At 55.7% G+C, this 24,135-nt stretch carries 21 protein-coding genes; 8 read left to right on the top strand and 13 right to left on the bottom strand.

The window, feature by feature from the left end:
• Positions 1-196: 196 nt before the first annotated feature.
• Positions 197-619, bottom strand: coding sequence for a hypothetical protein (locus KF947_RS05885; RefSeq protein WP_133729816.1), 423 nt, complete (start codon positions 617-619; stop codon positions 197-199).
• A 149-nt stretch (positions 620-768) separates the two neighbouring features.
• Between KF947_RS05885 and KF947_RS05880 the strand changes: the two genes are divergently transcribed.
• Positions 769-1,731, top strand: coding sequence for an alpha/beta hydrolase (locus tag KF947_RS05880; protein WP_133729817.1), 963 nt, complete (start codon positions 769-771; stop codon positions 1,729-1,731).
• On the opposite strand, the gene KF947_RS05875 is transcribed toward KF947_RS05880, so the two are convergent.
• From KF947_RS05875 to KF947_RS05860, 4 genes are all read right to left on the bottom strand, one after another.
• A complete protein-coding gene (locus KF947_RS05875) occupies positions 1,716-2,411 on the bottom strand; it encodes a response regulator (RefSeq protein ID WP_133729818.1) in 696 nt (231 codons plus the stop codon). The genes KF947_RS05880 and KF947_RS05875 overlap by 16 nt on opposite strands.
• A 72-nt stretch (positions 2,412-2,483) precedes the next feature.
• Positions 2,484-3,890 carry an ATP-binding protein gene (locus KF947_RS05870; RefSeq protein WP_227405722.1) on the bottom strand — a complete coding sequence of 469 codons (1,407 nt, stop codon included), beginning with the start codon at positions 3,888-3,890 and terminating at the stop codon, positions 2,484-2,486.
• Positions 3,890-7,012: an efflux RND transporter permease subunit gene (locus KF947_RS05865; protein WP_227405721.1), complete on the bottom strand. Its 3,123-nt coding sequence runs from the start codon at positions 7,010-7,012 to the stop codon at positions 3,890-3,892. Before KF947_RS05865 ends, KF947_RS05870 begins: the two co-directional genes overlap by 1 nt.
• Complete coding sequence (locus tag KF947_RS05860) at positions 7,009-8,223, bottom strand: efflux RND transporter periplasmic adaptor subunit (protein WP_227405720.1); 1,215 nt, start codon at positions 8,221-8,223, stop codon at positions 7,009-7,011. The genes KF947_RS05865 and KF947_RS05860 overlap by 4 nt, the downstream gene beginning before the upstream one ends.
• A 203-nt stretch (positions 8,224-8,426) precedes the next feature.
• Here KF947_RS05860 and KF947_RS05855 point away from each other — a divergent pair, with 203 nt between their 5' ends.
• Positions 8,427-9,017, top strand: a complete 591-nt coding sequence (locus tag KF947_RS05855) for a TetR/AcrR family transcriptional regulator (RefSeq protein WP_133729822.1) — start codon at positions 8,427-8,429, stop codon at positions 9,015-9,017.
• 22 nt (positions 9,018-9,039) lie between these two features.
• Here KF947_RS05855 and KF947_RS05850 read toward each other — a convergent pair whose 3' ends face one another.
• Positions 9,040-9,843 carry a helix-turn-helix domain-containing protein gene (locus tag KF947_RS05850; RefSeq protein WP_133729823.1) on the bottom strand — a complete coding sequence of 268 codons (804 nt, stop codon included), beginning with the start codon at positions 9,841-9,843 and terminating at the stop codon, positions 9,040-9,042.
• A gap of 170 nt (positions 9,844-10,013) precedes the next feature.
• Between KF947_RS05850 and KF947_RS05845 the strand changes: the two genes are divergently transcribed.
• Positions 10,014-10,898: an alpha/beta fold hydrolase gene (locus KF947_RS05845; RefSeq protein ID WP_227405719.1), complete on the top strand. Its 885-nt coding sequence runs from the start codon at positions 10,014-10,016 to the stop codon at positions 10,896-10,898.
• 59 nt (positions 10,899-10,957) lie between these two features.
• Here the strand turns inward: KF947_RS05845 and fabF are convergent, their stop codons facing one another.
• A complete protein-coding gene (gene fabF / locus KF947_RS05840; RefSeq protein WP_227405718.1) occupies positions 10,958-12,229 on the bottom strand; it encodes a beta-ketoacyl-ACP synthase II in 1,272 nt (423 codons plus the stop codon).
• A gap of 81 nt (positions 12,230-12,310) precedes the next feature.
• On the opposite strand from fabF, the gene KF947_RS05835 reads away from it, so the two are divergent.
• From KF947_RS05835 to KF947_RS05825, 3 genes are all read left to right on the top strand, one after another.
• A complete protein-coding gene (locus KF947_RS05835) occupies positions 12,311-12,952 on the top strand; it encodes a TetR/AcrR family transcriptional regulator (protein ID WP_133729826.1) in 642 nt (213 codons plus the stop codon).
• A gap of 181 nt (positions 12,953-13,133) precedes the next feature.
• On the top strand, positions 13,134-15,317 hold the full coding sequence (locus KF947_RS05830) for an OsmC domain/YcaO domain-containing protein (RefSeq protein WP_227405717.1): 2,184 nt from the start codon (positions 13,134-13,136) through the stop codon (positions 15,315-15,317).
• 125 nt (positions 15,318-15,442) lie between these two features.
• Positions 15,443-15,658, top strand: a complete 216-nt coding sequence (locus KF947_RS05825; RefSeq protein WP_133729828.1) for a DUF2798 domain-containing protein — start codon at positions 15,443-15,445, stop codon at positions 15,656-15,658.
• A gap of 67 nt (positions 15,659-15,725) precedes the next feature.
• Here KF947_RS05825 and KF947_RS05820 read toward each other — a convergent pair whose 3' ends face one another.
• Together KF947_RS05820 and KF947_RS05815 are read right to left on the bottom strand one after the other, a co-directional pair.
• Positions 15,726-16,106: a type II toxin-antitoxin system VapC family toxin gene (locus KF947_RS05820; RefSeq protein WP_133729829.1), complete on the bottom strand. Its 381-nt coding sequence runs from the start codon at positions 16,104-16,106 to the stop codon at positions 15,726-15,728.
• Complete coding sequence (locus tag KF947_RS05815) at positions 16,103-16,312, bottom strand: type II toxin-antitoxin system VapB family antitoxin (RefSeq protein WP_133729830.1); 210 nt, start codon at positions 16,310-16,312, stop codon at positions 16,103-16,105. The genes KF947_RS05820 and KF947_RS05815 overlap by 4 nt, the downstream gene beginning before the upstream one ends.
• 343 nt (positions 16,313-16,655) lie before the next feature.
• Between KF947_RS05815 and KF947_RS05810 the strand changes: the two genes are divergently transcribed.
• Together KF947_RS05810 and KF947_RS05805 are read left to right on the top strand one after the other, a co-directional pair.
• Positions 16,656-18,119 carry an alanine/glycine:cation symporter family protein gene (locus tag KF947_RS05810; RefSeq protein WP_227405716.1) on the top strand — a complete coding sequence of 488 codons (1,464 nt, stop codon included), beginning with the start codon at positions 16,656-16,658 and terminating at the stop codon, positions 18,117-18,119.
• A 39-nt stretch (positions 18,120-18,158) separates the two neighbouring features.
• On the top strand, positions 18,159-19,172 hold the full coding sequence (locus tag KF947_RS05805) for an asparaginase (RefSeq protein ID WP_227405715.1): 1,014 nt from the start codon (positions 18,159-18,161) through the stop codon (positions 19,170-19,172).
• 5 nt (positions 19,173-19,177) lie between these two features.
• Here the strand turns inward: KF947_RS05805 and KF947_RS05800 are convergent, their stop codons facing one another.
• The 4 genes from KF947_RS05800 to KF947_RS05785 all read right to left on the bottom strand — a co-directional run bounded on the left by KF947_RS05800 (position 19,178) and on the right by KF947_RS05785 (position 24,128).
• Complete coding sequence (locus KF947_RS05800) at positions 19,178-20,044, bottom strand: DMT family transporter (RefSeq protein ID WP_227405714.1); 867 nt, start codon at positions 20,042-20,044, stop codon at positions 19,178-19,180.
• Positions 20,045-20,207: 163 nt separating this feature from the next.
• Positions 20,208-21,437: a nucleoside recognition domain-containing protein gene (locus tag KF947_RS05795; protein ID WP_227405713.1), complete on the bottom strand. Its 1,230-nt coding sequence runs from the start codon at positions 21,435-21,437 to the stop codon at positions 20,208-20,210.
• 88 nt (positions 21,438-21,525) lie between these two features.
• Positions 21,526-22,863 carry a four-carbon acid sugar kinase family protein gene (locus tag KF947_RS05790; protein WP_227405712.1) on the bottom strand — a complete coding sequence of 446 codons (1,338 nt, stop codon included), beginning with the start codon at positions 22,861-22,863 and terminating at the stop codon, positions 21,526-21,528.
• Positions 22,860-24,128 carry a ribulose-bisphosphate carboxylase large subunit family protein gene (locus KF947_RS05785; RefSeq protein ID WP_227405711.1) on the bottom strand — a complete coding sequence of 423 codons (1,269 nt, stop codon included), beginning with the start codon at positions 24,126-24,128 and terminating at the stop codon, positions 22,860-22,862. Before KF947_RS05785 ends, KF947_RS05790 begins: the two co-directional genes overlap by 4 nt.
• Positions 24,129-24,135: the final 7 nt, after the last annotated feature.

Genomic DNA, 24,135 nt, shown 5'->3' with positions numbered 1-24,135 from the left:
CTCCTGTTGTTGAAAGATGAATTTTTATTTTGAATGAACGTTCAAATAAAATACGCGATTAACTGTTCCCCTTCAAGTTAACCTCCCCTATATGAGTTGAATTAGCGTGGAGTTAGCAGTCTGCTGATCAAGGCGCAGACACAAAAACGCCCGGAAAAACCGGGCGTTGGATCAAAGTTCGAGGCTAGGCCTGCGTTTATTCGCTATCAGCGCTCTCGTCACTATTACCCTCGTGATGACCACGTTTACCGTGCTTGCCGCGGTACTCTTCATGGGCTTCTTGCATGGCGTTGCGCAGTGCTTGTTGCTCTTCTTCTGTAAGAATCTCAGCTACCCGCTCGTGATGTTCTTCACGCAGTGCCTGCATGGCTTCGCGATGTTCAACGTGTGCTTCGTTAAGCTCAGCCTGTTTCTCTGCTGAGATATCTGCACGCTCGTACACTTCCTGGCGACGCTCCTCCATGCGCTCTTCCATGCGTTCGCGATCTGGGCCTTGGCCTTCATGGTCACCGTGGCTATGCGCTTGGGCGGTAAACGCTAATGGCATAATGGCGACAGCCAGCAGGGCAGGGGCAAACAGTTGGCGAAATGACAGTTTCCTAGCACTTGAAACGTTCATAAGTTTTCTCCTGATGAGTTGACGATCACAGTATCCATAGGCGGCGTGCAAAACGTTTGCACAGAGTGTGCAACAATCATGATCTTATTGGCTTGTTGCAGGTCGTAGTCGCTAGGTGAGGGGTCACTTAATTTTCAAGGAGAAGTATGATGTCGCGAACCGAGCAACTTCGCGTATGGCAGCAGCATTGCGCGTTTACCTCCCTCCGCCGCGTGACTGGCCTGGGGGCAATTGCCTTAATGCTTAGTGGCTGTAGCGCTGCCCAACACCTTAGCCAAGGTGAGCCCGCGATTGAAAGCAGTGTGCTGCGCGACCCCCAGCCTTTTACGCGCTTGGCACCTGTCACTTATACGCCGAAAGAGTGGCCCCAGGCGTTAGCAGCCGATGTTTATCTACCCGACGACTCGAACGGTGGGTTGCGACCTGCTGCCTTGGTGGTGCATGGCGGCGGCTGGCGTAATCGCACACCGGAAGATATGCAGGGCATCGCTGAACAGCTAGCTGGTCAGGGCTACGTAGCGGTGAATATTGAGTACCGTTTTGCGCCTGAATATCGCTTCCCTAGTCAGCTGCATGATTTGCAGCAGGCGATGACCTGGATTCACGCTAATGCCGACGAGTGGCAAGTGGATACAAACCGAATTGTAGGCGTTGGGTTTTCATCCGGTGCGCATTTGGTGAGCTTGCTGGCGGTGGCGGGAGCAGAAGGGCCGCTGGCCGAACCCTACGGCGGCGAGCAGAGCCGTTTGGCTGCAGTATTGGCTGGGGGACTACCCAGTGATTTACTCAAATTTGATGATGGGCGCTTAGTCGTCGACTTTATCGGCGGTACCCGCGCGGAAGAAAACGAAGCATATCGCCTAGCCTCACCCGCGCGGCAACTTACCCCACAGGCGCCACCGTTTTTTCTGTTTCACGGCAAGTGGGATCAACTGGTGCCGGTGGATCACGCTACGGACTTTTATCAAGCCCTGCAGGACAACAATATAGAGAGCGAGCTTTACCTGCAGCGCTGGCGTGGCCACATTACTAGCTTCCTGCTGCGTGGCGGCGCCATAGATGCGGGCATCGCGTTTCTTAATCGGCAGGTCAATCCTTACCCCTCCGGCTGATACTTATAGCCGACGCCATATACCGAACGAATGATTTCCAGTTCAGGCAGCGCTTCGTGGATCTTCTTGCGCAGCTTTTTGATGTGGCTGTCCACGGTGCGCTCCGAGACGATGCGGTTGTCGCGATACATATGATCCATTAACTGTTCGCGGCTGAAAATTCGCCCCGGCGCCTGCATCATCACCCGCAATAGCTGAAACTCTACTGCCGTTAGGCCTAAATCCTGCCCGTGGGCGAGCGCCTGCCAGCCATCTTCGTTTAATACCACCGCTGCGTTTTGCACCTCGGATGGGGCATCGGCCGCCGCTTGGCTACGGCGTAGCACCGCTTTCACTCGGGCGACAACTTCACGGGGGCTGAACGGCTTGCAGATATAATCATCGGCGCCCAGCTCCAACCCCAGCAATCGATCCACCTCTTCCACTTTGGCGGTGACCATAATGATCGCAATGGTAGGCCACTTTTGACGTATTTCCCGGCTTAGGGTGAGGCCATCTTTACCTGGCAGCATGATATCGAGTAGCACCAACGCAGGGGAGTGCTGCTCCAGCCAGGGTATCACCTCATCGCCATGGCCAAGGGTGGTTACCTCAAAACCGTGGGTGGTTAGGTAGTCCTCCATCAGGCGGGCAATTTTTGGTTCATCCTCGACAATCAGTAAAGAGGCGGCATGAGACATAGGGGTAGACTCGCTTAACAGTGAACGTGAAAGCAGGGCTTAACGGTTCTTGTAGTATCAGTTCTTGAAATATTAATCAGCAGCCAACAGCGGAAAACGCAGCGTCCAACGTAGCCCCCCTAGCGTTGAGATAGAGGGCGTTAGCGTTGCACCATGGGCATTGACCAGAGCGCTCGCAATGGAGAGCCCCAACCCGCTGCCGCCGCTGGCACGGCTGCGCGAGCCTTCCACGCGATAAAGCCGCTCGGTCAAGCGCGCCAACACATTTTCCGGCACGCCCGGCGTGCTGTCTTCCCAGATGACTACTGCCATTCCCTGCTGTGCGGTGAGCGTAACACGCAGCTCGCCCGGCGGTTGGGTGTAGGCGCAGCTGTTATCCAACAGGTTGTTCCAGAGCTGGCGCAGGCGTTGGGCATCGCCACGAATCATAATGCCAGGCTTGATCTGTTCGGTCAGCGTTAAACCGCTTTCGACTAACCAGCGGTCGGCGTCGGTCAGGCGGCTGGCAAGGCAGTCGCTAAGATCCATCGGCGCCAGTTGAATATCCAGCGCGCCTGCGTCGCTTTGCGATAGCAAGCGTAAATCTGCCACTAAGCGCTCTAGCTGCCCCACCTCTTGGGCGAGGGAGCTAAGGTTCTCTTGATTCAACGGGCGAATACCATCCTGCATGGCTTCGATCTCACCGCGCAGCACCGCCAGCGGTGTGCGAAGCTCGTGGGCGGTATCAGAAACCCAGCGGGCGCGGGCATCGCGGCTGGCTTCCAGCGTTGCCGCCAATACGTTGAAGTCGCGCGCCAAGCGCGATAGCTCATCGCGACCGCGTTCAGGAAGACGGGTGCGATAGTCGCCCTCGGTAAGTCGCAGCGTGGCGCCCGCAAGTGCTCGAGTGCGTCGCCCCAGCCACCATGAGAGCCCGCCTGCCAGCAGCAGCGAGGCAATGCCGAGTGATACCACGATAAGCACTAGGTTGCGCTGCTGTCGCTCAAGAAAGCGACTCTCCATGCGCTCCATCATCTCTCGGGGTGGCCGAAAACCCAACGAGCCGATATGGGTATCGCCGCTACGCAGGGTGAGCCAATGCCAACTCCCCGAGCCTTCACGCCCGCTCCTGGGCGGCACCACAAAGCGGTCATCCGCTGCGCGCAGGGTAAAATCACGTGCCTCGCCGAGTGGCGAGGGGCGGTCACGGTGCTCCTGCCCCAGTTCAAAGCGGACAATATACGGCCAGCGTTCCGGTGACTGCTCCAGCCACTCCCAGCTCTGCTGGGTTTCCCAGCGAGTGACGAGGCCATCGGCCAGCAGGGTGGCGCGGCGCTCTTGAGCCTGGTTGAGGTAGTCGAGAAAGCCGCGGTCAATACTGTACGAGACGGCAAGAAACATACTGGCTGAGATTGCTACATTGACACTGAGAATAATGACGAACAGTTTTAGCCCCAGCCGAGAGGGGCGCCATTGACGTATCGCTGTGGGCAAGGCCATCAGTGGGCTCCTTTTTCTTGGCTAGGCTTTTTATCCAGTGCAGGTTGGCGTGGTGCGCTGAGACGTTCGCGAACATTTTCCATGCCTAGATAGAGGCAGGGCACCAGGATCAGCAGTATCAATGTGGCGAAAAGCATACCGAAGCCGAGCGAGATCGCCATGGGGATCATAAAGCGCGCTTGTCTGGAGGTTTCCAGGATCATCGGTGCCAGACCTAGAAAGGTCGTCAGCGTGGTCATCATTATTGGGCGTAAGCGTCGGGTGGCTGCTGCCACAATGGCTTCCCGGGCGGCCATGCCCTCACGGCGTTTACGGTTGGCGTAATCAATCAGCACCAGGGCGTCGTTGATGACCACGCCTGAGAGCGCCAGCATACCCAGTAGGCTAATGATGGATAGCCCGAAACCCATGATCATATGTCCAGCGACGGCGCCAACAATGCCAAAGGGGATCGCGGCCAGCACCAGCAGCGGCTGTAGGTAGCTTCTAAACGGGATCGCCAGCAGTGCATAGAGCGCGGCAATCATTAACCACATGGAGGTTTTGAGCGTGGCTAAGTTGTCGGCGGTATCCTGCTGACGGCCCCCCATGCTGACTTCCAGCCCAGGCCAAGTCGCTTCCAGATTGGGGAACACCTCTTCCTGTAACGTGGCAAGCACTTGATTGATGGCCACATCGCTTTCCGAGTCAGCGGTGACGGTAATAATCCGCCGCCCGTTAATGCGTTCAAGGCTGCTAGAGGCTTGGCTGATGGTAATGTCGGCCACCCTGGAAAGCGGCACACTCAGCCCATCAGGCGTGCGCACCGGCATGCGGTAGAGCTCGTTCAAACTGTCGCGGTTGTCGTTGGGTAAACGTACCTCAACGCTGATTTCGCTGCGCCCCACGTACTGTTCAAGCGCAGTGGCGCCCTGGAGTGGCCCGCGCAGGGCTTGGGCCAGATTATTACCCGTGAGCCCCAAGGCGCGGCCTTCGGCAGAAAGACGCATCTCTAACTGCGGTTTACCATCGCCAAGGCCGCTGTCGATATCCGTGAGGCCATAGCCGCCCAGCGTTTCCGCTAAGCGTTCGGCGGCGGCTTCGAGCACATGAGTATCAGGGTGCGATAGACGTAGGCTGAGTGCCGCGCCGCTACCGGGCCCGCCGACATCGGCTTCAAAACGCACCGACTGGGCGCCGAGCAGGTCGCCGGTGAGATCACGCCACTCCCGGGCGATACGCGAGGGTGGCCACGCTTCCAGGCTCTCGCTGGCAATATCCAAACGTACTTCCAAACTTTCGCCGTCCAGGCGGCTGCGTGAACTGCTAAAGCTTAGCGTTTCTTCGCGATCGCTGAGGGCATCGGCGGCGTCGAGCAGCTGTTGGCTTAGCTCGCGGCTAACGCTGATATTGCTGCCAATGGGCAGGGTGACCGTGGCCTGCACCTGATCCGACTCAACTCGTGGCATTAGGGAAAAGCCCAAACGTCCACTCATCGCCCAGGAGAGCGCGATCAGCAGAATCGCGATACCCAGCGAAATGCTGAGCAGGCGCTGATTGAGGGCGCGCTGCAGGAACGGTTCGAACTGGCGATAAGTGAAGTGGTGTAGGCCGCCCTGAAGACGTTGGCGTAGCGCTTCAAGGGGGCGCTGCCAAGCCGGGGTTTGGCGGGGCTTGCGACTATGTGCCAAGTGGGCAGGCAGAATCACCAAGGCTTCCAGCCAGGAGATTAAAAAGACGGTTACCACTACAACTGGCACGGTGGCAAAAATTAGCCCCAAAAAGCCGGGTAAAAATAGCAGCGGCAGGAAAGCGACGATATTGGACAGAATGGCAAACGTGAGCGGGGTAGCAATTTCGCTGGCGCCTTTTACCGCCGCATCGCGCAGTGAATAACCCTCTTCCCGGTAGCTGTAGATATTCTCACCCACGATAATGGCGTCATCTACCACGATTCCCAGGGCGATAATAAAAGCGAACATCGACATCATGTTGAGCGAGACGCCAATCCAGGGCAGAAACAGCATGGCACCCAGAAACGCAGTTGGGATGCCCAGGGTGACCCAGAATGCCAGCCGCGCTTCCAAAAATAGCGCCATGAGCACCAATACCAGCGCTAGGCCCATCCAGGCGTTTTTTAACAGCAGGCTAAGGCGGTCTTCGTAAATTTCTGAGCTATCGCGGGAAATATCCAGGCTAACGCCTTCCGGCATCCCGGCGCGCAGGCGCTCAAGCTCACCATTGACCGCTTCTGAAATACTGGTCGGGGTTTGGTCACCAATTTGGTAAACGTCCACTGAGAGACCGGGCTGGCCGTTATAAAACTCTTCCCGGTCGGTTTCGGCAAAGCCATCGCTGACCCTGGCGATCTCGCCCAGGGTAATCGGCGCCCCCTGGGTGCTGATCAGAATCGGCAGCTCGGCAAAGGCCTCGGCGCTGTTACGCCGCCCCTGATAGCGAATCAGCCACTCACCTTCTTCCGTTGTGAGCTGGCCACTAGCGAGGTCAAGGGCTTCTTCGGCAATGCGGCTGGCCAGTTCCTGGTGATCGAGGCCATAGCGCTCGATGGCCTCTTCATCCAAGTGAACTTGAATCTCCCGCTCGCGGTTGCCGGATAGCTCCGCACGGGAGATGCCGGAAGTGGCTTGCAGTTCACCGCGCACATCTTCGGCCGCGTTGTGCAGTGCCTCCAGACCGACGTGGCCGTAAACCTGTAGGCTCAACACGCTGCGGGAACGCCCCGCGAGGGTAAAGCGCGGTGGGTCGGCAGCGCTGGGCAGGGTAGTGATGGCGTTCACCGCCTGCTGGATATCCTGATAGGCGCGCATCACATCCACACCATCTATCAACGTTGCGTTGACGTTGGCACTGCCTTCGCTGGCCGTGGCGGTCAGCTCGTCGATGCCCTCTACATCGGCAATCGCGGCTTCCACCGGTAGCAGCAGGCTCTGTTCCACATCCTCCGGTGTGGCGCCAGGGTAGCTGATAGTGACTTGCACCACTTCGATGTCGAATTCAGGAAACACTTCCTTTTTAATCGCAAGCGAGGCCATTAGGCCGCCGACGATAAACAGCACCATCAGTAAATTAGGGGCTACCCCGTGATCCACCATCCATGCCAATGGGCCGCGTGGTACCTTCATGACTCATCTCCCGATTCATCTCCTGCTTGAGCCGGGGTCTCGTTAGGGCGACGAATGCGCACGAGTTGGCCTTCCCTAGGTTGGGCCAAACCCGCTGTGACGACCTGCTGACCGGGTTCCAAGCCGCTACGAATCAAAGCGTCATCTTCCCCGCGATAAGCCAGGGTGACCGACGTCCGGCGCAGGCGATTGTCTTCATCTACCCGCCACGCTACGTCACCTGGGCGAAGAGCCGCAGAAGGCAGTGAAATAAGTTGCTCCTGAATAGCCGGTTGAAAAGAGGCGCGTAGGACATCGCCCAGGCGTAGGGCAGGGCCGTCGGTCTCTAGGGCGAGCGGGTCGTTAACCGCAATCAACAGCTGCGCCTGCAGGCCATTCTCTTCAAGGCTGGGTAGCATAGAGACCAGGGTTCCTTCGCGTGTGGCGCCTTCGGGCCAGCCGCGACTGGTTAACGTAACGCTGCTGCCCGCTTCCAGCCACTCCGTCCACTCACCGGGCAGCGAGGCGCGCACCCAGAACTGCTCAACGCCCACCAAGTGCACTACTTCTGTACCCTGGCTTAGCAGGCTGCCGGCGCCGACCAAGCGCTCTTGCACCATGGCCCGCCAGGGTGCGGTGAGGGTGGCACGATCTACATTCAGCGCCGCTTGGTCGCGGGCCACCCGTGCTTGGGTGACTTGGGCCTGTGCTTGGCGCAGCTGCGGCTCGCGTAGTACCAGTGACCGCCGTTCTGCTGAGAGCTGACGACCAAAAGATTCGTACTCGCTGCGGGCGCGTTGCTGCTCCGCCTGCTCTAGCGCCAGTTGCGCTTGAGCATTGGCTAGTTGCGCTTCAGCATCTTCAAGGCTCAGGGCCAAGTCGGCTTGGTCTATATAGGCTACAGGGGCCTGCTGCTCGATCACCTGACCGGGCACAACGTTATCAGCAAAACGCTCCAACTGGCCCGCGACACGGCTGGCCAGCATCGTTTCCTGCTCTGCTTCTACGCGCCCAAAAGCGTATAGGTTGGGTGCCTGGTCACTAGCGCTCACCGTAACGACGTCTACCACACTAGGCAGAGGCTCAGGCGGTGGGGTACGCTCTATCCGGGGTGGTTGAGTAACGATCCACCAAGCAAGGGTCAAGGTGGTAATAAGAATCAATAATGCAACCACGGCACCCAAGCGAATGCGGCCATGTTGATTCGTAGCGTAATAGCGAGAAAGAGTCATTACCGCGCGTCATCCGTTGGGAGCGAAAATTCCTGAAAAATAAGCGTATGATGCTAGCATCGCGCACTGTTAAGCAGCCATTAGTCAAACAATGTGCAAATAATATGCAACTGCCACACACTTTGCTTTCTTACAAATTGGCTTTTATTCACTTGGCTTTCTCTCACTTGAAAGCAATAGACTGACTGGTCTACTTTAAACATATGAAAAATACCGCAACGCGCGACAAATTAATCGATAGCGGCGCCCAGCTGATTAGTCAGCAAGGCTACAACGCGACGGGCATTAATGCCGTTTTAAAAACGTGCGGTGTGCCCAAGGGCTCTTTCTATCACTACTTTTCCAGCAAAGAAGATTTCGGGCTGGCGGTAATCGAGCGCTTTGCCGCCAGCTATGATGAAACGCTGGTGACGCTACTAGAAGATAATGACACGCCGCCGCTTGAGCGTCTAAAACGCTACTTCGCGGCTGGCCGTGCGCATATGCACGAGTGCGACCACACCACGGGCTGTTTGATCGGCAACCTTGGCCAAGAACTTTCGGGTCAGAGCGATACCTTCCGTGATGCGCTAAATCTAGTCTTTCAGCGCTGGGAGCAGCGTTTTGTGCGCTGCCTGCAAGATGCCCAGGCGCGGGGAGATATTGCCACCCATACGCCCCCAGAAGCGCTCGCCAGCTTTATTCTTACCGGCTGGGAAGGCGCTATTCTACGTGCCAAGACGTTGAAATCTGTCGAGCCCATGGAGCACTTTGAAAAGATTCTGTTTCAGCAGGTGTTGGTGCCTGCCACTTAACGTCTTCCTAAACATACTTGCTCTAGTGACGAGCACGAAAGTGGTGCTCGTCAGCGGCCACATCGTTTCGAGTGGCGGCTATTAAGGCGTCATCAAGTGAAGGGTCATCCAGTGTTATTAAACCGCACTGTGCCAGCGCCTCACGCAGGCTGACCTGTTCATCCAGACGCTGATACACCACCCGCACACAGCAGGGCATGCGCTCGCTGTTATCCGCTACGCCCATTTTTAAGCCGGTCAAACGCGTCACTTGGCTCTGAAAGCTCGGAAACAGAATCGTCTGAGTGATTTCATGGCCGTTAAGGGTTTCGTGGTCGACCAAAAAGAGTCGATCCGCAAGCTTCACCGCGGTGCCCACATAGCGATTGTGACACGGTCGAGAGCCGGGCGTGGTCTGCATCCGCTCGGTGCGCTGATAGACTACGCCACCTTCCCGCGCTTCCAGGCACACCAAGGTTCGCATTAACTGCCCCGGCCGCGACATTGAGTGATAAAGCTCAAAGTAGCGGCCGATATAGCGCTCCATGCCTTCGCTGCCGCGCTGAACCAGTGCGTTCGGCCACGGCAATGCTGCTGGGGTTGCTTCTGACTTCAGCTGGCCGGTTTGCACCAGGGCACGAAAATCGTGGTGGGGAAGCGCGATATCCTCAGTGGTGACACCAAAAAAGTGGCAAATTCGCTGCAGGGCAGCGTGGCTGGGGCGGTAGCGGCCACTCAGGTAGCGGTTAAACTGAGCACGGTTGATCGTTAAACGCCGACAAACCTCTGCAATAGACGGGTAGTAGCTGCAGAGCAGGCGCAGGTTGGCCACAAAATCGTCATGCATGGGGTGACTCGATTCTCTTGTTGTCGTGGCTGCCTAATGTGATGGTTCACGCCTCAGAGTGCAACGCTTTCTCATTTGCCGGGCAACCCATGCCGTCACGGCTATATTATAGTCAGCTACATTACTAACATGCACAGTAAAAGGCTTCTGTAACAAACCAGGAGTAAGCCATGTTTCATGGGTTTGAAAAATTGTCGCGCCACGTTAATGGCGTCGAGATCGCTTTTCGACAGGGCGGCAGTGGGCCTGCGCTACTGTTGCTTCATGGCCACCCTCAGACCCATGTTATTTGGCACAAAGTGGCAGAAGAACTTGCCCAACATTTCACAGTTATCGCAGCGGATCTGCGCGGTTATGGCGACAGCAGTAAACCTGACGACGACCCTGAGCACCTTAATTACTCCAAGCGTGCCATGGCGAACGATATGGCTGAGCTAATGAGCGCGCTGGGTTTCGAGTATTTCAAAGTGCTGGCCCATGACCGAGGCGCGCGGGTCGCCCACCGCTTAGGTGTCGATCACCCGGAGCGAGTAGAGCGCATGGTGCTGTTGGACATCGCCCCGACGCTTGCCATGTATCGTGGCACTACCGAAGCCTTTGCACGCAGTTACTGGCACTGGTTCTTCTTGATTCGCCCCCGGCCGCTGCCGGAAATGCTGATCCAGAGCGATCCCGCCCAGTATCTGAAAAGCGTAATGGGTGCCCGCAGTGCCGGTATGGCGCCTTTCTCCCCGGAAGCCCTGGCCGAATATGAGCGCTGCTTGTCGCTCCCCGGTACCGCCACCGGCATTTGCGGCGACTACCGCGCCAGCGCCACCATCGATTTGGAGCATGATCAGACCGATATTGATGCGGGCGTAAAACTCACTTGCCCGATAAAAGTGATGTGGGGCGCGGAAGGTGCCATTGAAGCATGTTTTGATGCCTTGGCTGAATGGCGCAAGGTTGCCACCCAAGTCGACGGCAAAGCGCTCCCTTGCGGCCACTACATCGCCGAGGAAATCCCTGAAAAACTACTTGAGGAGGTGCTGCCGTTTCTATGCAAGGCAGGGTGACAACAGGGTTTAGAAAAACCGATCATAGCCAGTGGCAGATCGGTTTTCTCCATCCGCTTTTAACGCTCAATACTGCTAACAATAAGCGCCGCATTAACGCCACCAAAGCCGAATCCATTGCACAGTACATGCTTAGTGACGTGTTTCTGATCAGTTGCCGTGACGAAGGTTAAATCCTGCATATCGTCATCGCAGTGCTCAAGGTTGATGGTGGGCGGAAGCTGCTGCGTATTGGCTGCTAGTACAGAAAAAATACTCTCAATGCCCCCCGCTGCGCCTAATAGATGACCTGTGGCGGCCTTCGTTGCCGAAATAGGGATGGCGGGCAAGCGCTCACCAAATACGTTACGCAATGAGGCAATTTCAGCCCGGTCGCCAACGGGCGTCGAGGTGGCGTGGGCATTGATGTGGTCAATAGCATCAGTGGTGAGGTTCGCCATGCCTAGCGCCGCTTGAATCGCTGCTGCTGCGCCAGCCCCATCTTTTGGGCCTGCCGTTAGATGATAGGCATCTGCGCTGGTGCCGTAGCCGCTAATCACCGCTAACGGCGTTGCGCCCCGGGCGACCGCATGCTCAAGCGTTTCTATCACCATAACGCCAGCGCCTTCTCCCATCACAAAACCGTTACGGGCTTTATCAAAGGGCCTGGACGCGCGTTCGGGGTTGTCTGCTTCTGTGGAAACGGCCTTTAGAGCGTTAAAGCTGGCCAGTGAAAGGGGGTCAATACACGCCTCAGCGCCGCCTACGACGGCAACATCGGCTTCTCCGTTGCGTATGATGCGCATACCGTCGCCAATCGCCTGTAGACCTGCCGCGCAAGCCGTTACTGGGCACCCCAGTGGGCCTTGAAAGCCGTAACGAATGGACAGATTGCCCGCAGCCAAATTGGCTAGAAAGGCGGGCACCGTGAAGGGGGAAAGTTTGCGATAGCCGCGCTCAGCAAGGGTTTTTTGAGCTTGCGTAATGGTCGGGAAACCGCCAATGCCAGAACCGATAATGGTGGCCGTTCTGCGTTTTTGGGCCTGCTCATCGGGGAACCAGTTGGCCTGTGACAGTGCCTCTTTGGCTGCCGCCAATGCGTAGAGGCTGAACAAGTCCATTTTGCGCTGCTCTTTGGGGTCGGCTATCTCATCCAGGTCAATACCGCCGATGGGGTCATGGCTAATGCTCGGCACCACTCCGGCAATTTTGATTGGGATACTGCTAGTGTCAAAGCGGTCAATGGTGCTGATGCCAGACTGACCGTTAACCAGTCGCTGCCAACTTGTGTTGACGCTGTTGCCTAGCGGGCTGACCATACCCATGCCAGTAATCACGATAGGTGAGTGCATAGTGACTCCTGAGTTATTGATATGGTCACCCTAGCAATGGGCAATATATGATCAAGATAATATTTAGCTGACGAGGTAGATATGCCTTATCCCAAGAGCCATAAATCGAAAACCAAAGAGCGCATTTTGGCTTCGGCGACAGAGCTATTCAGCCGCAATGGGTTTCAAAAGGTATCGATTGGCCAGATCATGAAGCTAGCCAAGATGACCCATGGCGCCTTTTATGCGCATTTCGCTTCAAAAGAGGCCCTTTACAATGAGTCTGTTCGCCTAACCATTGATAACAGCCGGGCGGCTAGACTGGTAAAAGGCCCGCTTTCGTTACAGCACTTAACCGAGTTAGTCGCCAACTACTGCAATCTCCAAGAGCTGGAAGCTAAGCATAAGCCGGGGCCCGAAGCGGTACTGTTCAACGAAATTGGCAGTGAAAAAGCCGAAATCCGTACCCTGTTTGAAGCGTCATATATGAGTATGAAAAAGATGCTTGAAACGCGATTGATAGCGCTGAGTAAGCTGAAACAACTTCCCTTTGCCAATGACCGCAAAGAGATTGCTGATAAATCCCGGGTCATATTGGCCTCTCTGGTAGGGGCGGTAGCCATTGCCAAAAGTTTGCCGGGGGAGGTGGAGCGAAAGCAGGTGTTAGTAGCCACACAACGCCAGATTTTACTGATGCTCGGGGTTAGCGAAGCTGAGGCGGAGCGTATGATGCAAGCGCAATAGATTGGTCATCTATGTAAGCGAACCCCGAGTTGCTGCTTCAGCAAGCACAACCATTTTTGCACGACATGTGGTAGATGATTTGGGAGACTGACCAAGACGAAGCGGGTAAAAAACTGGATAATGGGCCGCAATTCGCCTACTGCCTACTGATAGGCAAACTCATTGCTCCGGATGCCCGCTCATGGAAATCAAAGTTAACTATCTCGACAACCTCCGCTTGGAGGCCAAGTTCGACGATTTTACGGTTATCTCCGACCAGCCGATTCGCTATAAAGGCGACGGCTCGGCACCGGGGCCGTTTGACTACTTCCTGGCGTCGTCTGCCATGTGCGCTGCCTACTTTGTAAAGGTGTACTGCAACGCCCGGGATATTCCTACCGAGAATATTCGTCTTTCCCAGAATAATATCGTCGATCCGGAAGACCGCTATAAGCAGATTTTCAAAATCCAGGTCGAGCTGCCTGAAGATATTTCTGAAAAAGACCGCCAGGGCATTCTGCGCTCCATTGATCGCTGCACGGTTAAGAAGGTGGTGCAAACCGGCCCTGATTTCCAAATCGAGACGGTAGAAAATATCGACGAGGACGCCCAGGCGCTGCTTATGGGCGCACCGGAAGGCGGCAGTACCTACATCGAAGGTAAAGATCTTCCCTTAGAACAGACAATCGCCAACATGAGCGCGATTCTGGCTGACCTGGGCATGAAGATCGAGATTGCCTCCTGGCGTAATATTGTGCCCCACGTCTGGTCGCTGCATATTCGCGATGCGGCCTCCCCGATGTGCTTTACCAACGGCAAAGGCGCGACCAAAGAGAGCGCCCTGTGTTCGGCGCTTGGCGAGTTTATCGAGCGCTTAAGCTGTAACTTCTTCTATAACGACCAGTTCTTCGGTGAAGAGATCGCCAATAGCGCATTTGTTCACTACCCAAATGAGAAGTGGTTCAAGCCAGGGCCGAATGACGAGCTCCCCGAAGGGATTCTCGATGAACACTGCCTTGATATCTACAACCCCGAAGGCGAGCTGTGTGGCTCGAATCTGATTGATACCAACTCCGGCCGCGAAGACCGCGGTATCGTGTCGTTGCCCTTTGTGCGCCAATCTGATGGCGAAACGGTTTATTTCCCCTCGAATCTGATCGAAAACTTGTTCCTCAGCAACGGCATGAGTGCGGGCAATACCCTGGTGGAAGCTCAGGTGCAGTGCCTGTCGGAAATTTTCGAGCGAGCGGTAAAGCGGGAAATCCTTGAGCAGGAGCTAACCCTCCCAGACGTACCGCAGGACGTATTAGCGAAATACCCAAGCATAGTAGAGGGCATTAACGCACTGGAAGCCCAGGGGTTCCCGGTGTTGGTCAAAGATGCCTCCATGGGCGGGCAGTTCCCGGTAATGTGCGTCACTTTGATGAACCCGCGTACCGGCGGCGTGTTTGCCTCCTTTGGCGCCCACCCGAGCTTTGAAGTGGCGCTGGAGCGCAGCCTCACCGAGCTGCTACAGGGCCGCAGTTTCGAAGGGCTTAACGACCTGCCGCTGCCGACCTTTAACTCACAGACGGTTTCCGAGCCTAACAACTTTGTTGAGCACTTTATCGACTCGGTAGGCGTGGTCTCCTGGCGCTTCTTTAGCGCCAAACCTGATTTTGAGTTCAGCGAATGGGACTTCTCCGGTAGCAACGAAGAAGAGGCTGAAACGCTATTTGGTATCTTTGAAGAGCTGGGCGCTGAAGTGTATATGGCGGTACACGAAGACCTGGGCGCACCGGTGTGCCGAATTCTGGTGCCAGGCTACTCGGAGGTATATCCCATCGAGGACTTGATCTGGGATAACACCAATAAGGCGCTGGATTACCGTGAAGATATTCTCAACCTGCACCGCCTCGACGACGATCAGCTCACCGACCTTGTCGAGCGGCTGGAAGAGAGCCAGATGGATGACCACGCCGATATCATTACGCTGATTGGTATTGAGTTTGATGAAAACACCGAGTGGGGCCAACTGACCATTCTGGAACTGAAATTGCTGGTTTATCTAGCGCTACAGCGCCATGAAGAGGCGCTGGACTGCGTGCAGATGTTCCTGCAGTACAACGACAATACCGTCGAGCGCGGCCTGTTCTATCAAGCGGTGAACGCGGTACTGGAAATTGTGTTGGACGACGAGCTTGAGCTTGAAGATTACCTGCACAACTTCCAGCGTATGTTTGGTGAAAATACCATGGCCGCAGTAGTGGGCTCAGTTGAAGGTTCTGTGCGCTTCCATGGTTTGACACCAACCAACATGCAACTAGAAGGCCTTGAGCGCCACCAGCGCTTGATTGAAAGCTATAAAAAGCTCCATGCAGCTCGGGCGGCGAAAGCGGGCATTTAAGCGTCAATCAAAAACGATAAACCTACTTTGCTGGTACTAGGCTACCCGCAGAGTAGGTTTAATGCCTTAAATATAGACCTTCTCACCTTGATTGATACATGTGAAACGATAGCTAAGGGCTTTTCATGAAACATAGAATTATCTTCGCTATTCTTATGTCGTTTACGCTAACGCTGATCATGTCTGCTTGGATTACGTTCGTTAATATTGGGGCACATCCCAATTTCTTTAGTCTCTGGTTGCATGCTTGGTTATTAGCATGGCCAGCCGCGGGGATCATTGCGTTTATCAGCGGCCCCTTTATCCATAAGTTAGCCCACCGCATTGCCGAGAAGGTCTAATTGCGTGTGATGGATTCTGTTGCACTTGCTAATGCAGTGAGTTCAACAACTGCACTGTGATCAGCTTTCAATGCATCGCGACTTGGTAGGCTGCATTGAACTTGCCCGCCATATCCGCGAGACGCTTGTCTAGCGTCCATAACTGCGTATCGGGCGTGATAAGTGTTGAGGCAAGCAAGCACATGTCGACTAAGCCGCAGCCCAGGCCATAGAGCTTTTCACGTTCGATGAAAGCCATCACTTCCGACAAACTAGCCTGATGACAGGATCGCAAGAGGGCGACACTCTCTAGCGTTTGAGTGCGTGGGGAAGGAGGTGTCCCGCAGGCTAATTCAACCAACACCATGGGGTGGTTCAGTACAAGATCCTTTTCGATCAATTCGACCAGGGCATCGTTGCGTTTTCTGAAATGATCCACCCAGACCGATGTGTCGACTAGCACACTCATTGCGCTGAAGGCTCCTCGCGACGGCGGGGTATGTCGGGCATCTCTGGCGCAGTCCCGCCCAATGCTGCAAGGCGCCGACCGGCTTGTACGCGGACATAGGTCTTCATGGCCTCGCGAAAGAGGTCTGATGGTTTATCCATTCCCGGCTCGGCAAACGCCAATGCTTGCTCGTACAGCTCATCGTCGATGGTAACAGTGGTTCGCATCGTTCACTCCTGCCTAGTCGTTCACTAGCCTGCATCAATATTGATGTTATTTAACGTCAATTTGTGCATCTTCTCAAGCGGGCATAGCAATAACACCATCAGATGACTGCTCGGTGCATTCTCACTAGCGGTCATCATCTCGCGGGGCTGTACGGCATCCATACGCCTGATGCACTATGGTGCACCCACTGATGCAGCGAGTGCACACAACTGCACCGTTGCGCCAAATTTAATCCTGCCCAACGCTTGGTAAAACATTCTCCGCGGCGCGAATTCCAAAAGCGCGATAGCAAACGACGCGAATTCAAACATAACGCTAATACAAAAACGCGGAGAGAATCACATGCTCGATATGCTCAATGACCTCCTGTGGGGGAAGGTTTTACTAGTGCTGCTGGTGGGCGTTGGCATCGGTTTTACCGTTGCGTCCCGCTTTGTGCAGTTTCGTTATTTCGGTGAGATGTTTCGCATCCTCGGTTCCGGTCAAGCCTTTAAGCGTAATAAACACGGCCATTTAAGCTCGTTCCAGGCGCTGGTGCTTTCGGTTGCCGGGCGTGTAGGTGGCGGCAACATCGCCGGTGTAGCGGTGGCGATTACACTGGGTGGTCCAGGGGCGATTTTTTGGATGTGGTTGGTGGGTTTGATGGGTATGGCTACCAGCTTTTTGGAGTGCACCCTGGCGCAGACCTATAAAGAGGCCGAAGGCGACGGCACTTACCGCGGCGGCCCGGCGTACTACATCGTTAAAGGACTGGGAAAACAGTGGCGCTGGCTAGCGGCTTTTTATTCGGTACTGTTACTGTTGACCTTCGGTTTTGCCTTTACCGCGCTGCAATCCTATGCGGTGGCAACCTCTTTCGGCGATGCTTTCGGCGTGCCGGTGCTGTATAGCGGCATAGCTCTGGCCATGCTGGTCGGGCTGATTATTTTCGGCGGCATCAAGCGTATTGCGCGTATATCTGAGTTTCTCGTGCCCTTTATGGCGGTCAGCTATATCGCCATTGCGCTGCTGGTTATCGCCATGAATATTACCGAAATCCCTGGCGTGATTGTGCTGATTGTAAAGAGTGCCTTCGGCCTTGAGCCACTGATTGGTGGCGGTATTGGCACGGCGATCATGATGGGTCTGAAGCGCGGTCTGTTCTCTAACGAAGCGGGCCTGGGCAGTGCGCCCAACGTGGCGGCAGTGGCCTACGTACCGCACCCGGCTAACCAGGGCATCGTGCAGGCGTTCTCAGTCTTTATCGATACCGTGATTATCTGTTCTGCAACGGCGTTTTTGATTCTACTCAGCGGTGTATACGACCCTGCTGCGGGCGCTGGCGTTGAGGGCATCGCTTTGACACAGGCAGCACTGGCTGATCATGTGGGTGAATGGGGCCGCACCTTTGTCAGCTTGGCACTGCTGCTATTCGCTTTCAGTACCATTCTCTACAACTACTACCTTGGCGAGAATAGCCTTAACTTCTTTAGCCGCGACAACCAGAACCTGTTTAACGCCTTCCGCGTGGCCATCGTGCTGCTAGTGTGCTGGGGCGCGACCACTGATTTGGGCACCGTGTTTGGCTTTGCGGATGTCACCATGGGGCTGCTCGCCGTGGTCAACCTGATTGCGCTGATCATGCTGTTCAAGTGCGGTCTGCGTATTTTGAAAGACTTCGATGTGCAGCGTCGGCAGGGAATCAAACAGCCGATTTTTGACGCGAATCAGCATCCGGATCTCGACCTGGATCCAAAAGCCTGGGAGCTAGAGCCTGAAGAAGCCGAAGCGTTAAAACAGCGCCTGGAAGGCGCGCCTGCGAAGTAAGCAGTTACCTAGATTGTACTGATAAGGAGAGGAGCGCCCATGCCCCGCGTACTGATGCTCTATACCGGTGGAACTATTGGTATGCAGCCATCGCCACAAGGTTATATACCCTGCGCGGGGCTGGCCGAACGCCTGGCGGCGCATCTGGCGCTGAGTGACCCTTACCGGCTGCCAGCATTTGATGTGATTGAGATGCAGCCGCTGATTGATAGCGCCGAGTTAATGCCCGAGGCGTGGAATCGTTTGGTGGCAGCATTGGAGACGCACTGGCAGGCTTATGATGCCTTTGTTGTGCTTCATGGCACCGATACTATGGCTTACAGCGCCGCGACGCTTTCGTTTATGCTCGGTGCGTTGAACAAGCCGGTGATTTTTACCGGCTCCCAAATTCCATTGGGTGAGCCAAGAAGCGATGCGCTGAACAATGTAGTCAGCGCGCTGCAGCTTGCAGCTCACCCAGCGACACCTTGCGAAGTCACCCTGGCGTTTCACGATCGGCTATTGCGTGGAAACCGGGCTCGTAAGGTGCGCGCACAAGGCTTAGATGCCTTCGACTCACCCAACTTCCCCTGGCTTGCCAATCTGGGCATTGGCATTAGTTTTCCCCAACCCTCAGCGCTGCTGAGCGGACTACCCAACTTTGCCCCTATTGAAGTGAACCATGAAGCGGTAGCGGTATTGCCGCTGCATCCAGGGATGTCGCTGCGCCGTGCCAAGGCGCTGCTGGAGGATAAAACACTAAAAGGGCTGGTGCTGTATAGCTACGGGGTTGGCAACCCGCTTAGCTTTGAAGGCGAACTGCTTAATGCCTTGAAGACGGCTAACGAGCGAGGCGTCGCGCTGCTTAACGTCACCCAGTGTGCCCAAGGCGAGGTAGTGCAGGGCGCCTACGCCACCGGCGCAGCACTTAATCAAGCGGGCGTGATTGCCGGCAGCGATATCACCCTGGAAGCCGCCATCGCGAAGCTCACCGTGCTAATTGGGCAAGGACTGGTGGGGCCAGCGCTGCGCAAGGCATTGAGTGCGCCCATGCGCGGTGAGTGTAGCCGTTAAGCCTATCAGCGGGAAGAAACGCTCAGCGCGGTGACGGTTAGCAATATGATCCCCATGCCTACCATTTGAATAACGCCCAGGCTTTCGTTTAACACCGCTGCGCCAAACAGGGTAGCGGTAATCGGCTCGACCATGGCAACCATGGAGGCCAGCGCAGGTGCCGCATGCTTGATACCTACCACGTACAGCAGAAAAGATAGCCCAGCGCCGAGAATGCCCAGCGCTACAAACAGCGGCAGCTCCGGTGCGCTGACGACGCTGACAGCCTGGCTAATATCCGTTGGTAACAGCAGTGCGATGGCCAGCACGGTGAAGGCAACCGAAAGAACTGCCTGGGGACTGCCATGGGGCGCGGCATACTTGAAACCAAAAATGAACGCTGCGTAAGAGAGCCCGGCAAGCAGCCCGGTGCCTACGCCAATTAACGAGAGACCACTGGCGCTGATGGCATACAGCTTGGTTAACAGCACAATACCCACCATGACCAGCGCAATGGCCAGCCACTTGGCAGCGGTGGGGCGCTCTAGTTTGAGGGCAAATGAGACGAGGTAGACAAAAACAGGTGCGCAGTACATCAAGGTGGCAGCGACCGCAACGTTGCCATACTCAATACTAAGAAAATAGAACGTAAAATTGCCAGCGACGCCCAGGCCTGCAACCACTGACCAGAACCAAAGCCGCTTGCTGTTCAAGCCGCTATGCCGACGTTGAAGCAGCAGCCACCCAAGTGCGAAGAGAAGCCCTACAAACCCCCGATAAAATGACACGACGGCTGCATCCCAGCCGTCGTCTAACAAAATGCCTGCGATTCCCCCGGATATCCCCCAGCACAAGGCTGCCAGCGCTATCAATATATTGCTTGCTCCTGCCATATCTCACCTGTCGTCCTTGAACGGTAAACACTCGGGAGCAACGAATGTTTAAACGCATTTCTACTGCTTAGCGATAGCTCCAGATCTACTGCCTGTAGACCTTAATGCGGCTCCCCTGAAAGGTAGACGCTGGGCCCAGTGAACGAAAGCCCGCGAACGCCAGCTATCCAAAAAACCAGTAGCACACCGCAATCGCCGTAGTCACGCCTGCCAAGTCGGCGACCAGCGCACAGCCTAGTCCGTGGCGAATGCGAGTAATGCCAACGGCGCCAAAGTAGACAGCCAATACATAGAAAGTGGTCTCGGTGCTGCCTTGCATAGTGGCGGCGAGCAACCCTGGAAAGCTATCGACGCCAAAGGTGTCCATGGTTTCAATCATCATGGCGCGGGCGCCACTACCGGAAAGCGGCTTTACAAAGGCGGTGGGCAGCGCATCGACAAAGCGAGTGTCCCAGCCAAAGCCCTCTACCAGCCAGCGGATACCGCCTAAGCCAGCGTCTAAAACGCCGCTGGCGCGCAGCACGCCGACCGCTACCAGCATGGCAATCAAGTAGGGCAGCAATGTGATGGTAAAGCTCAGCCCCTCTTTCGCACCTTCGATAAAGGCGTCATACACCCTCACACCCCGTAACGCCCCGACCACTAAAAACATCATTACGATGCTAAATAGCGTCAGGTTCCCGACTAGCGTAGAGGCTGCGGCCAGCGCCTGGGCGGACATGCCTGCCAGCGTGGTGATCAGTAGCCCCAACGCTAGAGCAGCAGCTAATAAATAGGCTAGCACCACGGGTTGCCAGAGTTTTAAGCGCTGCATCAATGCCACTGCCAAAAGCCCCGCCAGACTGGAGGCGGTTGTGGCCAGCAAAATAGGTAAAAACACTAGGGTGGGGTCGGCGGCGCCTTGCTGTGCGCGGTACATAAAAATCGTTACCGGCAGTAGCGTGAGTGACGAGGTGTTAAGCACCAAAAACAGAATTTGCGCGTTGCTGGCGGTCTCACTGCTGGGGTTAAGGCTCTGTAGCGAGTGCATCGCTTTGATGCCAATCGGCGTGGCGGCGTTATCCAGACCCAGGATATTTGCCGCGAAGTTCATACTGATCAGCCCCATAGCTGGGTGGCCGCGGGGAACCTCTGGCATTAAGCGGCAGAACAGCGGGTCGAGCACCCGCCCTAGCAAACGAATCAAGCCCGCCTTTTCGGCAATCGAAAGAAACCCCAGCCATAGCGTCATGGTGCCCAGCAGCACCAGAATGATATCGACGCTTACCTTCGCCATATCGAACAGTGACTGCACCAGACGGGCAAAGACCTCGCTATCGCCCCCCACCAGCCACTGCCAAAGTGAAGCCGCAAAGGCAGCGATAAAGAAGCTTAACCAAATTCCGTTGAGCATGGGGAGTGGGCATCCTGGGCAGCGAAACGAGCGATGACGCCAATCCTACCGAATTCAGGTCGTTACAACACTAGTGGGGTTAAGACGCCTAGGTTATGCCATCACGAATAGTCACAAAGTAGCTTTCACTGCCGATCTGCCCGCCTTTTAAGGCGACTTCCAAACCATCAAAGGCTGGCTGGTCGCTATGAGCGGTGCAGAGCGGTGAGCCCGGCGTTTCCGGCAGCGGTAGGCGCGTGGTAAGGGCGTGTACGCCAAGTTGGCTAAGTGCATGGCTGGAAGTGTCGCCCCCAGCGATCACTATGCGCTGAAGCCTATAGGCTTCTACCATTTGGCGTAATAACTGACCTAAAGAGCGACCAATAAGGTGGCGCGCCTTTTCCCCGCCCTGATGCACAGCATCCGCATCGCTGTTTGGCCCCATGGCCGTATACACAATGACGCTTTTGTTCTGACTGAGTGCCTCGATAGCCTCTTTCAATGCCTTGTTCATGGTGTCGGCATGCGTCAGAGGGTCGATAAGTTTGACGACATCAATGGCAATAGCGCGAAACCCTCTGGTTTCCGCGTGTCGAATTTGCCGGGCAGTTACTTCAGAGCAACTGCCCGACACCACGGCAATTTGTTCAACCGCTCCAGGAGAGGAGAACAGCGGTGGGCTTACGGGAATGAGGGCCTGTTCTCGCCAAGTATCTACTAACGCATACTCTATGGCGGACGAACCCACCACATAGCTGCCAGCGGGCGAGCGCGTTCGCCATAGCTGTGCGCCCACTTTTACCTGATGGTTGCGGTTCAGCGTGTCGTAGAGCAATACGTCATTCGAGCGGCTTAGTTGGTCAACCTGGGAACCGGTATTGGCTGATTCGATGCACAGTACGTCGGCTAAACCGATGGAGAGTCGGGTTTGTTTAGCCAAATGAAGCCTTAAATCGGCTTCTGCCATGGGCGTTACTGGATGGCGGCTCATTACAGGGTGACGATCAATACGGTGAACCTCGCCATCGAAGGCGGCAAAATGTTGGCCAAAAACGGTATAGCGCTTTAGCTGAGGGGCACCGACCACCAGGGGCACGCAGCTTTGCGCGAACAGGGCTTTGCCTATTTCCAGCGCTTTGCCGATATTGCCAATATTCGGTGCGCTATCGAAGGTGGAACACACCTTATAGTGACACAGTGAGGCGTTAAGGGATTGTAGCCATGCCAGGGCGTTGGTGAGGTGTGTTTCCATCCACTCAGGTGATTCGCTGCGGCTGGTACCCGCTAGGCCAATCGCTTGAAAATCGGCAAATGGAGCTAATTGCTCTTCGCTGGGCGGTGCCAGAAAAAGCACTGTTTCCACCCCGTTCAGGCTTAACGCTTCCATCACATCGGTGGAGCCAGTCAGGTCATCGCCGTAATAGGAGAGAAGAAGAGGCATGCTCATACGCTAAAGGTCTCCATGGCCTGGGCAAGTTCTCGGTGCCCAAGGGCATAGGTTGCCAGCGGGATACCCGCCATGGCGGCTTGCCACGCCTGACGCAGGCTGGCGACCCCGCCAGAAATGCCGCCGGGGTGAGCCATGATGCCGCCGCCACAGCAGTAAATCAGATCACTATTGCCAAGTGCCTGATAGGTATCAGCCACTTGGGCGGCGCTTTGCCCCGAAGAGAAGACTGGCATAATCTGATAACCCGCTGCAGGTGCTTCAAACATCGCTGCTTGGCAGGCGCGAGCGCTATTAATCACACTAGCGTCCTCTTCGCTGAATTTATTGCGTAGACCATTAACGTGGATATGATCCACTCCCGCTAGCCGCCACAGTTTATGGTAAGCGTCGAATGCCATCCCCAAGTGAGGTGAACGGCTTAACATGCCCCAGCCGGCGCGGTGGCCATGTAGCGCTACCTGGCAGTGGCGGCGTAAGTGCGCAACACCTGCTAAGCCAACGCTGTTAACAGCAACCATGACGCAACTGCCGCCAGCAGCCACCACGTAGTCATGCTGAGCGCGCATCTCGTCGATATCACCACTGATATTAAAGGCGTACATCACCTTTTTACCGGTGCGCTCAGCATGGGCGTTGATAATCGGCATGATGGCATCGACGCGCGCTCGCAGAGGGTTATGGGGCCCGTTGGCCTGCAGCTCGTCGTCTTTAATAAAATCAATACCTCCCGCCACAAGTTGCGCCACCATGTCAGCGGTTTCAGTCGGAGATAAGCCCACGCTGGGCTTAATAATGGTGCCTATTAGTGGGCCGCTGGTAATACCGGTTAGCTGGCGTGTGCCCGACATCCCAAATTGTGGGCCAGGGTAGGCGCCTGCGAAGGCGCTGGGTAAGTCGATATCCAGTAGCTTCAGTGCGGAAAACTCTTTGAGCTCAAACAGGTTGCCCGCAACGGTAGACACTAGATTCGGCAGGGAGGGGCCCATGTTTTCCAGCGGCCAGGAGAGCTCCACTAGTGCGCGCTGAAACAGAGCGTGGCCTTGCGGCGCCAAATCAGCGCGCATGGGCAGCGAAGGTGCCTCTACCGCCTCCAGTGTCTCAATATTTTCGACGACGGCCCCATGGGCTGCCCTCAAGGCATCGGTTTCATTGGCTAAGCGAGTAAAAGTGCCGGACGACTGCTCACCGGCCATGACTTGAGCCGCGTGCTCAACCGGATAGGGCGTCTCAATCAGGTAGCGGGCGTGAATGCGTGTGCTCATCAATTAG

It is taken from the genome of Halomonas sp. FeN2 (assembly GCF_020595105.1).
In the GTDB taxonomy this organism is placed as follows: domain Bacteria; phylum Pseudomonadota; class Gammaproteobacteria; order Pseudomonadales; family Halomonadaceae; genus Vreelandella; species Vreelandella neptunia.
Note: the sequence above shows the minus strand (reverse complement) of the source record. Positions and strands in the feature narration are given on the sequence as shown.